The 13,161-nt window shown below is 64.6% G+C and carries 14 protein-coding genes; 6 read left to right on the top strand and 8 right to left on the bottom strand.

The genetic code is table 11. From position 1 onward, the window contains the following. The first annotated feature begins 315 nt into the window (after positions 1 to 315). Both HHA01_RS12695 and rlmM read left to right on the top strand, forming a co-directional pair. Positions 316 to 1,887, top strand: a complete 1,572-nt coding sequence (locus HHA01_RS12695) for a BCCT family transporter (RefSeq protein ID WP_141321272.1) — start codon at positions 316 to 318, stop codon at positions 1,885 to 1,887. Positions 1,888 to 2,007: 120 nt separating this feature from the next. Beyond that, the gene (rlmM, locus tag HHA01_RS12690) at positions 2,008 to 3,096 is read left to right on the top strand and encodes a 23S rRNA (cytidine(2498)-2'-O)-methyltransferase RlmM (protein WP_141321271.1); all 1,089 of its coding nucleotides are present in this window, start codon (positions 2,008 to 2,010) and stop codon (positions 3,094 to 3,096) included. A 30-nt stretch (positions 3,097 to 3,126) separates the two neighbouring features. Here the strand turns inward: rlmM and HHA01_RS12685 are convergent, their stop codons facing one another. Next, a complete protein-coding gene (locus tag HHA01_RS12685; protein WP_141321269.1) occupies positions 3,127 to 3,414 on the bottom strand; it encodes an antibiotic biosynthesis monooxygenase family protein in 288 nt (95 codons plus the stop codon). Positions 3,415 to 3,473: 59 nt separating this feature from the next. Here HHA01_RS12685 and tusA point away from each other — a divergent pair, with 59 nt between their 5' ends. Further along, on the top strand, positions 3,474 to 3,725 hold the full coding sequence (gene tusA, locus HHA01_RS12680; RefSeq protein WP_141321267.1) for a sulfurtransferase TusA: 252 nt from the start codon (positions 3,474 to 3,476) through the stop codon (positions 3,723 to 3,725). 23 nt (positions 3,726 to 3,748) lie between these two features. On the opposite strand, the gene HHA01_RS12675 is transcribed toward tusA, so the two are convergent. The 3 genes from HHA01_RS12675 to HHA01_RS12665 all read right to left on the bottom strand — a co-directional run bounded on the left by HHA01_RS12675 (position 3,749) and on the right by HHA01_RS12665 (position 7,039). Further along, positions 3,749 to 4,447, bottom strand: a complete 699-nt coding sequence (locus HHA01_RS12675; protein WP_141321265.1) for a hypothetical protein — start codon at positions 4,445 to 4,447, stop codon at positions 3,749 to 3,751. Between the two features lie 131 nt (positions 4,448 to 4,578). Continuing rightward, the gene (locus tag HHA01_RS12670) at positions 4,579 to 5,553 is read right to left on the bottom strand and encodes a DUF3080 family protein (protein WP_141321276.1); all 975 of its coding nucleotides are present in this window, start codon (positions 5,551 to 5,553) and stop codon (positions 4,579 to 4,581) included. A 34-nt stretch (positions 5,554 to 5,587) separates the two neighbouring features. Then, positions 5,588 to 7,039 carry an MATE family efflux transporter gene (locus tag HHA01_RS12665; protein ID WP_141321263.1) on the bottom strand — a complete coding sequence of 484 codons (1,452 nt, stop codon included), beginning with the start codon at positions 7,037 to 7,039 and terminating at the stop codon, positions 5,588 to 5,590. 148 nt (positions 7,040 to 7,187) lie between these two features. Here HHA01_RS12665 and HHA01_RS12660 point away from each other — a divergent pair, with 148 nt between their 5' ends. After that, entirely contained in the window at positions 7,188 to 7,751 is a 564-nt protein-coding gene (locus HHA01_RS12660; protein ID WP_141321261.1) for an elongation factor P hydroxylase, read from the top strand. A gap of 6 nt (positions 7,752 to 7,757) precedes the next feature. Here HHA01_RS12660 and HHA01_RS12655 read toward each other — a convergent pair whose 3' ends face one another. Next, complete coding sequence (locus HHA01_RS12655; protein ID WP_141321259.1) at positions 7,758 to 8,240, bottom strand: hypothetical protein; 483 nt, start codon at positions 8,238 to 8,240, stop codon at positions 7,758 to 7,760. A gap of 2 nt (positions 8,241 to 8,242) precedes the next feature. Further along, positions 8,243 to 9,130, bottom strand: a complete 888-nt coding sequence (locus HHA01_RS12650; protein WP_141321257.1) for a TatD family hydrolase — start codon at positions 9,128 to 9,130, stop codon at positions 8,243 to 8,245. Positions 9,131 to 9,244: 114 nt separating this feature from the next. Here HHA01_RS12650 and HHA01_RS12645 point away from each other — a divergent pair, with 114 nt between their 5' ends. Continuing rightward, a complete protein-coding gene (locus HHA01_RS12645) occupies positions 9,245 to 11,185 on the top strand; it encodes an ATP-binding cassette domain-containing protein (protein WP_141321255.1) in 1,941 nt (646 codons plus the stop codon). Between the two features lie 56 nt (positions 11,186 to 11,241). On the opposite strand, the gene HHA01_RS12640 is transcribed toward HHA01_RS12645, so the two are convergent. Next, positions 11,242 to 11,703 (bottom strand): universal stress protein, encoded by a 462-nt coding sequence (locus HHA01_RS12640; protein WP_141321253.1) that lies wholly within the window; start codon positions 11,701 to 11,703, stop codon positions 11,242 to 11,244. A 145-nt stretch (positions 11,704 to 11,848) separates the two neighbouring features. On the opposite strand from HHA01_RS12640, the gene HHA01_RS12635 reads away from it, so the two are divergent. Then, positions 11,849 to 12,394: a preprotein translocase subunit YajC gene (locus tag HHA01_RS12635; RefSeq protein WP_141321251.1), complete on the top strand. Its 546-nt coding sequence runs from the start codon at positions 11,849 to 11,851 to the stop codon at positions 12,392 to 12,394. A 283-nt stretch (positions 12,395 to 12,677) separates the two neighbouring features. On the opposite strand, the gene slyA is transcribed toward HHA01_RS12635, so the two are convergent. Beyond that, complete coding sequence (slyA, locus tag HHA01_RS12630; RefSeq protein WP_141321249.1) at positions 12,678 to 13,118, bottom strand: transcriptional regulator SlyA; 441 nt, start codon at positions 13,116 to 13,118, stop codon at positions 12,678 to 12,680. Between the last annotated feature and the right edge of the window lie 43 nt (positions 13,119 to 13,161).

Genomic DNA, 13,161 nt, shown 5'->3' with positions numbered 1-13,161 from the left:
CGGAGTTGGGGGCTTTTGTTTGTGCCTGTACGATGACCAGGCCTTACCATGCGAACGGGCGAGGTGGAAAGCCGCGTAGCGGCGTCCCGAGCCCAGGCTCAAGGCCACGCAGTGGCCGCAGAGCGGATGGCCGCCCCGACGTCAGGCATCTATTCCAGACATGAGCCGGGCGTGTTTCTGCATCTCGAGAGACCCCGTCCATTTGTTGCTGCCGGTAGCTTGAATGCTGCCGTCCGATAACCGTATTCACATGCCATGGATGGCGACATTGCCAGTGTGCCACCTCCCGACTACATCCTGACCGACGAGATCTGCATGACGGAAACTGACGATACAAGACCCGCCCACAAGTTCGGCGACCCGCTGGTGCTTGTCCTGAGCGTGGGGTTCATTCTGGCGTTTATCGGCCTGTCGATATATGACATCGAGATGGTGGCGAAAGGGGTTTCCGCCGGCTTCGCCTGGACTGCCAAGACCCTGGGGAGCTATTTCCAGCTGCTGCTGTTGCTGACTTTTGTGGTGGCCATGGGTCTGGCGTTCACTCCTGCGGCAAGCGCCAAAATAGGGAGGATGGAGCACCCCGAGCTGAGCACCTTCAAGTGGCTTTCGATCATCATGTGTACCCTGCTGGCCGGGGGCGGCGTCTTCTTCGCCGCGGGTGAGCCTGTCTATCACTTCATCGTGACTCCGCCGGCATTCGCGACCGAGGCGGGAACGCCCGAGGCAATTGCCGGTGCCCTGGCACAGTCCTTCATGCACTGGGGGTTCCTGGCCTGGGCCGTACTGGGTTCCCTGACGGCTGTCGTGCTGGCTCGGGCGCATTATGATGAAGGCCACCCCTTGCAGCCGCGTACTCTGCTGATGCCGGTGCTGGGCAAGCGCCTGGTCAGTGGCGCGCTCGGTGGTGTCATCGATGCCGTGTGCGTGATTGCCGTCGTCGCAGGCACGGTCGGGCCGATCGGCTTCCTGGCGACGCAGGTCAGCTTTGGCCTGCATGACCTGTTCGGCCTACCGGAAGGATATGGTACCCAGTTGAGCATTCTGGTGGTGCTGGGGGCGGTCTATATCACTTCGGCGCTGACAGGCGTGCATCGCGGTATCCAGGTGCTCAGTCGTTTCAATGTCTTTCTGGCCCTGGCCATTGCGCTGGTGATCTTCATCTGCGGGCCGACGCTGTTCCTGGTGGACGCCTATACGCAAGGCTTCGGCGAATACCTGTCTTCCTTCTTCAGCATGGCGACGATGACCTCGCAGACGGCACCGGACTGGTGGATGCAGTGGTGGACCGTCTTCTTCTTTGCCTGGTTCATCGGCTATGGCCCCTTGATGGCGATCTTCGTGGCGCGCATTTCGCGTGGTCGCACCATTCGCCAGATGATCCTGGCGGTCGCGGTGATGGCGCCGATCGCCACGACGGTCTGGTTCACGCTGCTGGGTGGGTCGGGGATCCACTATCAGCTGACAGGGGCCATCGAGCTGGCCGACGCCTTGAACAACTTCGAGTTCAACGTGGCGACCCTGACCGTGGCTCAGGCCCTGCCGGGAGGCACCATGATGGCCGTGGCGATTCTGGTGCTGACGACCATTTTCGTGGCAACCACCGGCGATTCGATGAGCTACGCCATCTCGGTGGTATGCTCCGGGCATGATGAGCCGAGCCGGCTGGTGCGTGCCTTCTGGGGAATCACCATGTCGCTGATGGCGGCTATCCTGCTGTACATGGGCTCGGGCCAGATTGACGCATTGCAGCAGTTTATCGTCATCACGGCGATTCCGGTTTCGCTGGTGTTGCTGCCGTCGCTGTGGACCGGACCGCAGGCGGCCAGGGCCATGGCCCTCGAGCAAGGGCTGCTGGGTAGCCCGCGCGGCGCCAGCGCGAGTCAGTAAACCCGGCATCGAGCGTCGTGCTGGCGGCGCTCGACCTGTTAGGATAACGGCTTTACCACGTTCAGGCCGCGCCTCGGCGGATGATGGAGGCGCAAGCTGGTATTGAGCAGAGGAACCGCCGTGTCGAACCCTGTCCCGCCCCGGAATGTTCCCAACGAGCTGCTGCTTTACTGCCGGCCCGGTTTCGAGGCCGATCTGGCAGCGGAGGTGATGGAGAAGGCAGAGCACAGCGGTTTTGCTGGATCACCATACTGCCAGCAGGATGCGGGGCATGTGCGTTTCGTCATGCCGCCGGGTGAGCCTGCCAATGCACTTCATCGCGCCCTGCCTCTGGCCGCTCTGGTCTTTGCCCGACAGAGTCTGGTGGCATTGCCACCCTTGCAGTTGGATCGGTCGGATCGTTTGAGTGCGATCATCGAGCAGGTGCGTGACAGTGGCTGGAGTGCCGAGTCTGTATGGCAGGAGACGCCGGATACCAATGAGGCCAAGGCACTGGCCGGGTTGATCAAGTCGTTGAAGCGCCCCCTGGAAGGCCAGCTGCGCAAGGCCGGCGTACTGCGCCGCAAGGCGGGCGGACGCCGTCTGCACTTGCTGTGGAGCGATGGGGATCGCGTGCAGTTGGGCATGAGTTTTCCGGGAAATCGCAGCGAGCAGCTGGGCGGCATTCGTCGCCTGCGCTCACCTTCGCGAGCTCCCAGCCGTTCGACGCTCAAGCTCGAGGAGGCGTGGCACGAGTTCGTGCCGGCCGCTCAGTGGGCTGCTCGCTTGAGTGATGGCATGCAGGCGGCCGACCTGGGCGCGGCGCCGGGAGGCTGGACCTGGCAGCTGGTGCAACGGGGCATGCAGGTCTTTGCCATCGACAATGGCCCGATGAACGCGGATCTGATGGCCACCGGCCTGGTCGAACACCTGCGCGAGGATGGTTTCGTGTGGACGCCACCGGCGCGTCTCGACTGGCTGGTCTGTGATATCGTCGACAAGCCGTCCCGAGTGATCAGCATGGTCGAGCGCTGGCTGATACACCGCTGGTGTCGCGAGGCAGTGTTCAATCTGAAGCTGCCCATGAAGCAGCGCTGGCAGACGGTGTCCGACGGGCTGGCACGTTTGTCGGCATCACTCGAGCGTGCCGGCGTGAAGGCTGAACTGAGCTGCCGCCACCTCTACCATGATCGGGAAGAAGTGACGGTGCACGTGCGGCTCATCGACTGAGTCGCCCTGACGTCCGTCGTGGGCCGAACGTCAGTAACTCGGTTCGTAGATGCGGATGCGTTCCGCTTCCGTGAGCAATGGCTGCAGGCGCTGCATGGCTCTGGCGCGTTGCTCGCTGTTGGCCCAGTCCTTCCAGGCACGCAGGTCACGCCACTTGGTGATAACCAGACGGCGATCGCTGTAGCCCTGTTCGACCAGTGTCTCGCCACTGACAAAACCGGTGGCGCCGAGTGACTGGCGTATGGCCTCGCGGGCGGCTTCCTCGTATTCTTCCTCGAGGCCGGGCATGATGCGACGTTCGATAATGACCTTGATCATCCAGCCAGTCTCCCTGTTTTCCTTTCGACACGGTGTGTTGCGACACGACGAGGTTATCGATGAATGATTCTGCGGATTCCTTGCCTGACTGTCATGCGGAATTGGACACAACGGGGCTGTACTGTCCCGAGCCGATCATGTTGATGCACAACAAGGTGCGCGACATGCAGGCCGGCGAGGTGCTCAAGGTGGTCGCCACGGATCCGGCCACGACGCGCGACGTGCCCAAGTTCTGCGGGTTTCTGGGCCACGCGCTGATCCATCAGTGCGAACGGGCGGACCAGTACCTCTACTTCATTCGCCTGGGCTGAAGCCTGTGCCCCATGCACGGATGCTACTCCTCTTCCGGCATGACCATCAGCGCCAGAGCCTCCAGGGTGGCGGGGTCTTCCTGGCGAATCCGGTTGGCGATCTGGCGCTGGAAGAAGTACACCATCCGATGGCGGCTGTGGCCGGTGTAAAGGCAGGGGTCGCCGGGAAGAATGGGGGTGCTCTCGATCTGCGTCTCGTCGGCCAGCAGGGCCTCCACGCCGCCATCACTGTAGAGCCGCCAGCCGAAGACCTGCTTGAGCTGCCAGGGCATGTCGTCCTGATCCATGCACAGCGCATGGGTTCCCTGGGTATCCGGCAGTTGCTGAATCAGCGTGGGCTCGTGCGTGGCTTCATACTCGAAGTAGGCCGCGGCCTGCTCGAGCTCGAGCACCTTGTGCTCGGGCGCTTGTTCGAACAGCTCCTCGGTTTCCGGATCACGATAGCCAATGAAATGACCATGCTCGGGGTCATCGAGCTGCTGGCAGGGTGTGAGATGCTCCATCCACGGCACCAGACCCACAACCCGGCCGTCTTCCCGGAGCCCCCAGGCGAGCAACGGCATGCCGTAGTAGGTGCCGGGCTCCGCGGGCAGCTGGTAGACCATCTCCAGGCCGTCCAGTTCGGGTGAGAGGCGAATCAGGCGACGCCTGGCCGCCTGGCGTTGGCGCATGGTTTCCAGGTCGATGACCCGGGCGGGGCGGGGTGACATCGGGATACCCATAACGTCCCTCCTGCTGCGTGATCGGTCGGCTGCGCTAACGTCTCTCCATGTTTCATCAATAGCACAGAGTCATGACCGCGTTAAGCCCCCGGGACGCACGGAGGCATCACGTCACCCGGGCATGCAGGGCGTCAACGGCACTGCGTGGCATACGCGCGGCGCAGCTCGCGATGATGTTTCCGCGCCGCACGCATCGAGGCCAGCGGGGCTTGCGGGTTCTCGAGTGACAGCCAGGCGTGGCGATAGGTGGCCACGGCCGCCGGTGGCGTGGGCGGGTGTGCGTCGATCAGGTCGCCAAGGGCGCTCAGCCAGCGGATCGCCTGCCGGTCGAGGCGCGTTAGCCATTGTGCCAGGGAGGCCATGTCGGGCAGCTCGGTGGAGCAGACTGTGGGGCGAGCCAGGGCCCGATCAAGCAGTGACGAGGCCTCCTCGAGGCGTTGCTCGACCAGCAGCAGGGCACGCAGGATTTCGGCGGTCAGCGGGCGTTGGCGCAGGGTGTTGAGGTGACCTTCCAGGGTGGTGGAGTCGGTGCTCCAGTCCGGGTCGAGCTGACGTTGTGCCGCCGTGCGCAGGTACTTCAATGCAGGCATTTGGGTGTCCACGGCCGACAGGGCCGCGGGCGGCAGCGGCGAACTGGCCCGCGAGAAGCTATCGACCCATTCGCTGGAATCGAACAGCGCATTCCAGCTGGCCCGAGGCAGGTGCTCCGTCTTCAGGCGCGTCAGCCGGTCGAGACGCTGGCGGTCCTCGGCATCCAGAGAGCTGGGTACCGAGGTATTCCAGCAGGCTTTGAGGCGCCGCCACAACTCGAGCTCGTACAGCCACCGCTGACTGGGGGCGGCCACCTTGCCCAACTGATTATTGCGCTTCGCCACCAGGTTACTGATGTGACAGCCGCGCAGTGCATAGATGTCGGTCAGTCCCACGCGGATATCCGGCAGGGAGAAGAGGCGTGCCTGACGTTCGGGAAAGCGCCCGATATTGCGCGGCGTGGCGTTTGGCGGCGATGCGACGTCCAACGCCTCGGCGAGGCGTTGCTGATAGTGCAACAGGCGCTGCTCGGCGGCTCCCTGGCCGCAGCCCGCCAGCCAGATGGCACAGAGCATCACGAGCAGGAGCCGCCAGGTCGTCGTGCGGCGATCAGTCCGTCTGCGGGATATCTTCTTTACCAAGGGCCACCGCCTTGCTGCGTCGTCTCAGGCGCTCGCCCAACAGGACAGCGGCCACGGTCAGGCCGGCGATCAGCCCGATCCAGTAGCCGTGCACGCCCAGGGGCGAAACGGCATTGAAGAGTCCATGCATGCCAAGCAGGTGGCCGCCACCCAGGCCCACTAGCCAGTAGGCCAGCAGGGTGATCAGCATGATCACCCGGGTGTCCTTGTAGCCGCGCAAGGCGCCGGCCAAACCGACCTGCAGGGAGTCCGATACCTGAAAGATCATGGCCAGGCCGATCAGTGACAGCGTCAGCTGCTGGACGGCCGCATCATGGGTGTAGAGCGCCACCACCGGGCTTGCCGTGGACCAGAGTATCAGGCAGTTGAGCAGGGCGACCAGGAAGGCGATCAGGATGCCGTTCCAGGCAATCAGGCGCGCCCGTTGCGAACGGCCCTGGCCGAGCGTGTTGCCGACCCTGACCGTCAGCGCCATGCCCAGTGACAAGGGCAGCATGAACAGCAGGCTGGTGTAGTTGAGTGCCACCTGGTGAGCAGCCACGGTGATTTCCCCGAGGCTGGCGATGAACAGGGCGATCAGGGTGAAGAGGGTGACCTCGACGAAGATCGCCACCCCGATCGGCACGCCGACATGCAGGAGTTCAGCGATCAGCCGCCAGCGCGGCGGCGCCGGCTGGCACCAGAGTTCGACATCGCCATAGGCACGGCTGCGTCGGGTGTAGAAGGCCATGGCCAGGCCCATCAGCCACATGGATAGCGCCGTGGCGATGCCGCAACCCATTGCCCCCAGGGCAGGCAGTGCCTGCAGGGCATCCGGCAGCCCCTCGCCCAGCAGGGCCGTCAGGCCATCGCCGCCATAGATCAGGAGGTAGTTGCTGGGAATGTTGACGGCCAGGCCGACCAGGCTGATCCACAGCGCAGGCCGCGTGTGATTCATGCCATCGGAAAACGAGCGCAGCGTCTGGAAGATGGCGACACCCGGCATGCCAAAGCCCACGGCGGCCAGATAAGCCGCGGCGTGTTCGGCGACCTGATCCGGAACGCCCATGACCGCAAAGATCGGCCTCACGGTGGTCCACAGTAGGACTGCCGAGAGCAGTCCCAGGGCGAAGCCGATCCACAGGGCCTGATGCACCTGGATACGGATGGCGTGCCGCTGCCCGCCTCCCAGCAGATGGGCCACCACCGGGGTCAGCCCCATGAGCGTGCCGGTCATGAAGAGCATCAGCGGCATCCACAGGCTGGAGCCGACCGACACCGCCGCCAGGTCCGTGGCGCTGAGTCGGCCGGTCATCATCACATCGACGACACTCATTCCGGCCTGGGCAAGCTGGGCGCCGCAGATGGGCAGGGCCAGCCGGATCAGCGGCAGGGTGTCCTGGCGTGACACCCTGAGCAGGTCGCGTATGAAATGAACCACGGTGGATGCTCCATGCAACTGAGGACGGGCCCGGGCGCCATCTTGCCGGGAGCCGCATAGTTTATCAGCGGCCGGCGGTTTTCGCTGCCATTCCGGGCTCGCTATACTGGGCGACTAGTTTCTCCGCGAGTCGTGTTCTGGAGCCCTTGTGACGCACCACCTGGATGACATCATCGCCCTGTTCGATGGCCTCTTCATGCCCGGTTACCAGACTCGGCTGGTACGGGGAGAGGACGAGCCCCTCTACCTGCCGGCGGATGCCTCCAGTCCCTGGCATCGGGTGATCTTTGCCCACGGCTTTTATGCCAGTGCCCTGCACGAGATCAGTCACTGGTGCATCGCGGGCGCGCGCCGCCGCCAGTGGGAGGATTATGGCTACTGGTATCAGCCGGATGGCCGGGATGCCGAGCAGCAACGCGAGTTCGAGTCGGTGGAGGTGGCGCCCCAGGCCCTGGAGTTGCTGTTCAGCCGGGCCTGCGGCCTGCCGTTCAATGTCAGTGTCGACAACCTCGGCGGCCAGGCCGACGTCGATCGTGATGCCTTCCGGGCCCGGGTCGAGGCCCGGGCCGCACGCTACGCGACGGAAGGGCTGCCGTTGCGGGCCAGGGCACTGCATGAGGCCCTGATGACCTTCTATCAGCAGGCCGGCAGTCGTCAGGCAGCGATCGCCGCCGGACTGAACTGCCTCGCGGCAGCGGCCGAAGCCGTGTGAGAACCCTCAGACGTCATCCTGCTGGACCCGTAGATGCAGGGCGAGCATGACCTGGATTTCTTCCTCGGGCCGCATGGGTTCCAGCCCAAGCTCGCTGAACAGCTCGCCGCGCGCGCGGTACCACTCGCCGGGTGCCAGGTTCGAGTACAGGCTTTCGGCCGGGGCGAGTTCGACAAAGGGATCCATGCCGTAGGTATGGAAGAGGCGCGACAGGGCGGCTTCATCATAGCCGACGCCGGCCGTATACAGCGTGCCGTTGAAGTGGTCGGTCTCGAGCTCGCGAATCACATCCAGCGGACTCACGCCCAGGCTGTTCAATTCTTCCAGACTGTATTCGCCCAGGGCCACCAGCTCTTCCTCGAGCCAGTCATTGTCCGGCTGAATCAGGGTGTGCTTGACGCGTCCATCCGGCAGGGTCCAAGCAATCGAGAGGGGCAGTTCGCCGTCGTTGCCGGTCTCGATGGCGATGAATGCAGGCAGGTCCGTCATGGTCAATGTCCCTCCTTCGAGGGGCGGGTCGGGGTGCCTTGCGCTTCCAGCTGAAAGAAGCGCTGAGCCGTGGTGGTAGTGGCCGCTGCCATTTCGGCTTCCGAGTTGCCGCGCCAATGGGCGATTTCGCGGACGATCCAGGGCAGCAGGGCCGGTTCATGGCGCCTGCCCTTGAGCTTGGCAGGCAGGTTGCGTGGCAGCAGGTAGGGGCAGTCGGTCTCGACCATCAGGCGCTCGAGGGGGATGTCGCGCACCAGGTCGCGCAGATGGTGGCCGCGCCGCTCATCGCACAGCCAGCCGGTCAGGCCGATGTGCAGGTCCAGGTCCAGATAGCGGTGGAGCGAGCGCTGCTCCCCGGTAAAGCAATGGACCACGGCCCGGCGGATATCATCGCGCCAGGCGTGCAGGATCTGGTGCAGACGCTCCCCGGCATCCCGCTCATGCAGAAACAGCGGCAAGCCGCTCTCGGCGGCGAGGCCGAGCTGGGCTTCCAGGGCGCGCTCCTGCTCGGCCGGGGTCGAGAAGTTGCGGTTGAAGTCCAGGCCGCACTCACCGACCGCGACGACCTCGGGGCGGCGCAGCAGTTCGCGCATCCCGGCTTTCAGGGCGCTGGACCACTCACTGGCGGCATGTGGGTGCAGACCGGCGGTGGCATACAGGCCCGCATGTTCGCGGGCCATGGCCGAGGCCTGCTCGGCATGCGCCAGGTCCGTGCCGGTCAGGATCAGGGTGTCGACGCCGGCTTCACGGGCGCGCTGCAGCGTCGCCGGCAGGTCGCGGGCGAAGCTGTCATGGGTCAGGTTGGCCCCGATATCCACCAGCGGGGCCGGTGAGCGGAACCTCAATGCCTCGGGCAGGCCAGTGTCCTGAGTGTCGGTCGTCTCGGCCAAGGCGGCGTCCTCCTCTACAACGATCGCGTATTGTACCTGTCGTCGATGGGGTGGGGCCACGTCGGGGCGGTCATGCGTTACACTGGGCGACTTGATGAATCTGGAGGTGTTTGAGTGACGCTGTTACGTCTGGAACGGCTGCAACTGGCCTACGGCAACCAGGTACTGCTGGATGACGCCGAGCTGGTGCTGGAGAAGGGAGAGCGCTTGGCGCTGGTAGGCCGCAACGGTACCGGCAAGTCGACCCTGCTCAAACTGGTATCGGGCGAGATCACGCCGGACAGCGGCGATATCTGGCGAGCCCCTGGCCTGAAGATCGGGGTACTGGCCCAGGATCTGCCCGATGCCACGGGTGCGACCATCTTCGATGTGGTCGCTCAGGGGCTGCCCGAGGCCGGTGAGCTGTTGTCGGAGTATCACCATCTGATACAGGCCGACGACCCCGACATGTCGCGCATGGCGAAGCTGCAGAGTCGTATCGAGGCCATCGATGGCTGGTCCTTCCATCAGCGCATCGACGTGGTGCTGACGCGCCTGGGGCTGCCGGAAGACGCCGAGATGTCAGGCCTTTCGGGTGGCTGGCGGCGGCGTGTGGCGCTGGCGCGTGCCCTGGTCGCCGAGCCCGACCTGCTGCTGCTCGATGAGCCCACCAACCACCTCGACCTGGATACCATCGCCTGGCTGGAAGAGCAGCTCTCGGCCTTCAATGGCGCCGTGCTGTTCATTACCCACGACCGGGCCTTTCTGTCGCGGCTGGCCACGGCGATCCTCGAGCTGGATCGCGGACGGCTGGGCCGCTATCCCGGCGATTACCCCAGGTATCAGGAGCAGAAGACCCACGAGCTGGAAGTCGAAGCGCGCGAGAATGCCGAGTTCGACAAGAAGCTGGCTCAGGAGGAATCCTGGATTCGGCAGGGTATCAAGGCCCGGCGCACGCGCAACGAGGGCCGCGTCAGGGCGCTCGAGCAGATGCGTCGCGAACGCAGTGAGCGCCGCGAGCGTCAGGGGCGTGCCAATCTGTCCGTGGACACCGGCGAACGCAGCGGCAAGCGGGTCGTCGAGCTCGAACAGGTGACGCAGCGCTTCGGCGATGACGTCATCATCGACAACCTGAACATCGAGATCCAGCGCGGTGACCGCATCGGCTTCATCGGCCGCAACGGGGCCGGCAAGACGACATTGCTGAAGATCCTGCTCGGCGAACTGGAGCCCACCGAGGGCAGGGTGCGTGTCGGCACCAAGCTGCAGGTGGCCTATTTCGACCAGCTGCGCGCCGGCCTCGAGCCGGAGAAGACGGTCTACGAAAACGTGGCCCTGGGCAGTGACCGGGTCGAGGTGGGGGGACGCGACCGCCATGTCATGAGCTACCTGCAGGACTTCCTGTTCACGCCCGATCGCGCTCGTCAGCCGGTGAAGGCGCTGTCGGGCGGTGAGTCCAATCGCCTGCTGCTGGCGCGGCTGTTCACTCAGCCGGCCAATGTTCTGGTCCTCGACGAACCGACCAATGACCTGGACGTCGAGACCCTGGAGTTGCTCGAGGAACTGCTGTTGAGCTTCGACGGCACACTGCTGCTGGTCTCCCATGATCGGGCCTTCATGGACAACGTGGTGACCAGCGTGGTGGCCTTCGAAGGGGCTGGTAAAGTGCTCGAGTACGTCGGTGGCTACAGCGACTGGGTGCGTCAGGGCGGCAGTCTGCCGCCGGCCCCCTGGGAAGGAGCGGCCCGCCAGCATGCCGAGCCGGTATCCACCGGCGACGCCGGTGGCTCGCGCAAGGCAGCGGCGGCCCCGGCCACACCTTCACGGCCGGCGGAGCCCAGGCGGGCCAAGCTGTCCTACAAGCTGCAACGCGAACTGGAAGGCCTGCCCGCCGAGATCGAACGCCTCGAGAATGAGGTGGCGGAATTCGAGCGTCAGGTGGGCGACCCGGCCTTCTATCAACAGGAAGCCGATACGGTCAGCGAGACCCTGCAGGCGCTCAACGACAAGCAGGCCGAGCTGGATACGGCCATGGAGCGCTGGATGGAACTCGAGGCCATGGCGGCCGGCGAGTAGCCCTGGTACCCCCCGCTCACGACATCGGTCAGGGGGCCAGCGAGAGAGCGTCGGAGCTATTCGGCGCTATCCTCGCCATCGTCTCCGGTGCCCACGCGCACTGCCAGGACGTCACACTTGGCGCCGTGGAGCACGCCGGTGGAAGTCGAGCCGAGCAGCAGGGCGAAGCCATGGCGACCGTGAGAGCCGACGACGATCAGGTCGACCTGCTGGTCCTCGGCGAAGCGATGAATTTCGGTATCCGGCATGCCGACCATGACATGCTGGTTCTCGCTGGGCACATAGGGGTCGGCAATCTCGGCCAGGCGCTGCTTGGCATGCTCATCGAGCTGATCCTGGATGCTGGTGAGATCCATGGGGATATCGCCGCCATAGGCGAAGCCAAGCGGCTCCAGGGTGTGCATGATGGAAAGCCTGGCCTGGTTGCGGTCGGCGATGTGCAGTGCACGCTTCAGCACTTTTTTGGAATCCTTGGTCAGGTCGACAGCGACCAGGACATGACGATATTCGTTGCTCATGTTGCAGTCTCCGCAGCGGTTTCCAACGGCAGTTGGTATCTGCCTTCTACTTTAGGATGCCGAAGGTGACAAGACAACGACTTGCATCAACACCAGGCCACTCGGCACTGGCACCGGATGGTTGTCGCGACGTACAGGAAGGCCAATGCTCTGGTTGATTATTCTCTTGGTGGTGGGGCTGGTGTTTGCGCCGGCCATGTGGCTGCGCCCTAGCCGGCGACAGCAACGCGTGATGGGACTCCGCGAGTATGCGCGTGAACTGGGAGTGGCGGTACGCATCGAGTCGTCGCCGCTGCATGATGGCGGCGAGACACTGCCCGCCTACCGCTGGCGCTATCCACCGCAGCAGCCGGGGCCCGACTTCCTGGTGGTGCGCGAGGCGCTGGCCAGTGAGTCGCTCAAGGCGTGCCAGCCGGGCTGGCGTTGGCGCGTGGAACCGCTGCGCGCCTTGCCGGGGGACGCCACGAGCCAGCTTGCGGCACTGCTTGAAGCGTTGCCGGAGGATGCGGTTGTGGTCGAATCCAGCGCCGCCTGCCTGACCCTGTGGTGGGATGAGTCGCTGTCCTGCGAGGCGTTCACGCGTCTCGAGGCGCGCATGCCCCGCCTGGTGCAGGAACTGGCGGGGAGGCCGGACTACCCGGGCGCCCATTCGCGTCTGCGGGCGCCCAGGGCTCCATCGGCGGGCAGTTAGGGAAACACTGCTTAAATGCCTGCGCATGCGAATCGCTTCGCTATAGCCGCCATCCCTGGCGGCTACCCAGTGGGCTCGTCCAAGGACGGTTCAAATTCGCTCCCGGCGAATTTGTGCGCGGTGCTGGTGCGCCAGCCCGGTCGAAAGCTCGCCTAACGACTTGTTATGTCTCGCTTTCTGTGCTCCGTGCGCCTTGCGTGACCCACAAGGATGTGGGAAATGCGATGGCCCGCCGGGAGCGGGCCTAGCCTTCACTATGCTCGTCGATTTATTCAGCGTTTCCTTAGGCCTCTTCGCGCTCCTGTATGGCCAACCCGTTGGCCTCGATGCGTGACAGCAGGTCGATCAGTTGCTCGACCTCGTCGTCGTCGAGGCCGGCCAGCATCTCCTTGCGTGCCTGCGAGACGACCGCATCAATACGTTCCAGCAGCGGCGTCGCCTTGTCGGTCAGGAAGATGCGTTTGGCGCGTCGGTCCTGGCCACAGGGACGGCGTTCGATCAGCCCCTGCACGGAAAGTTGGTCCAGGGTGCGGACCAGCGAGGGCGCTTCGACGCCGATGGCCCTCGCCAGATCGCACTGCGCCTGGTCGCTGCCCATCCGCCACAGGTGGTAGAGCGTGACCCAGCGTGTCTGCGTCAGGCCTTCCGGGGCCAGGCGCCGATCGATGACGGCGCGCCACAGGCGTGGCACGCGCGCGAGTTGGAAGCCGATATTTTGTTGCATAGCGCATCTACGTCTGAAAAACCTGTCTGGATTGTCCGAAGCC

The sequence above is a fragment of the Halomonas halmophila genome, from assembly GCF_006540005.1.
Classification (GTDB): domain Bacteria; phylum Pseudomonadota; class Gammaproteobacteria; order Pseudomonadales; family Halomonadaceae; genus Halomonas; species Halomonas halmophila.
Note: the sequence above shows the minus strand (reverse complement) of the source record. Positions and strands in the feature narration are given on the sequence as shown.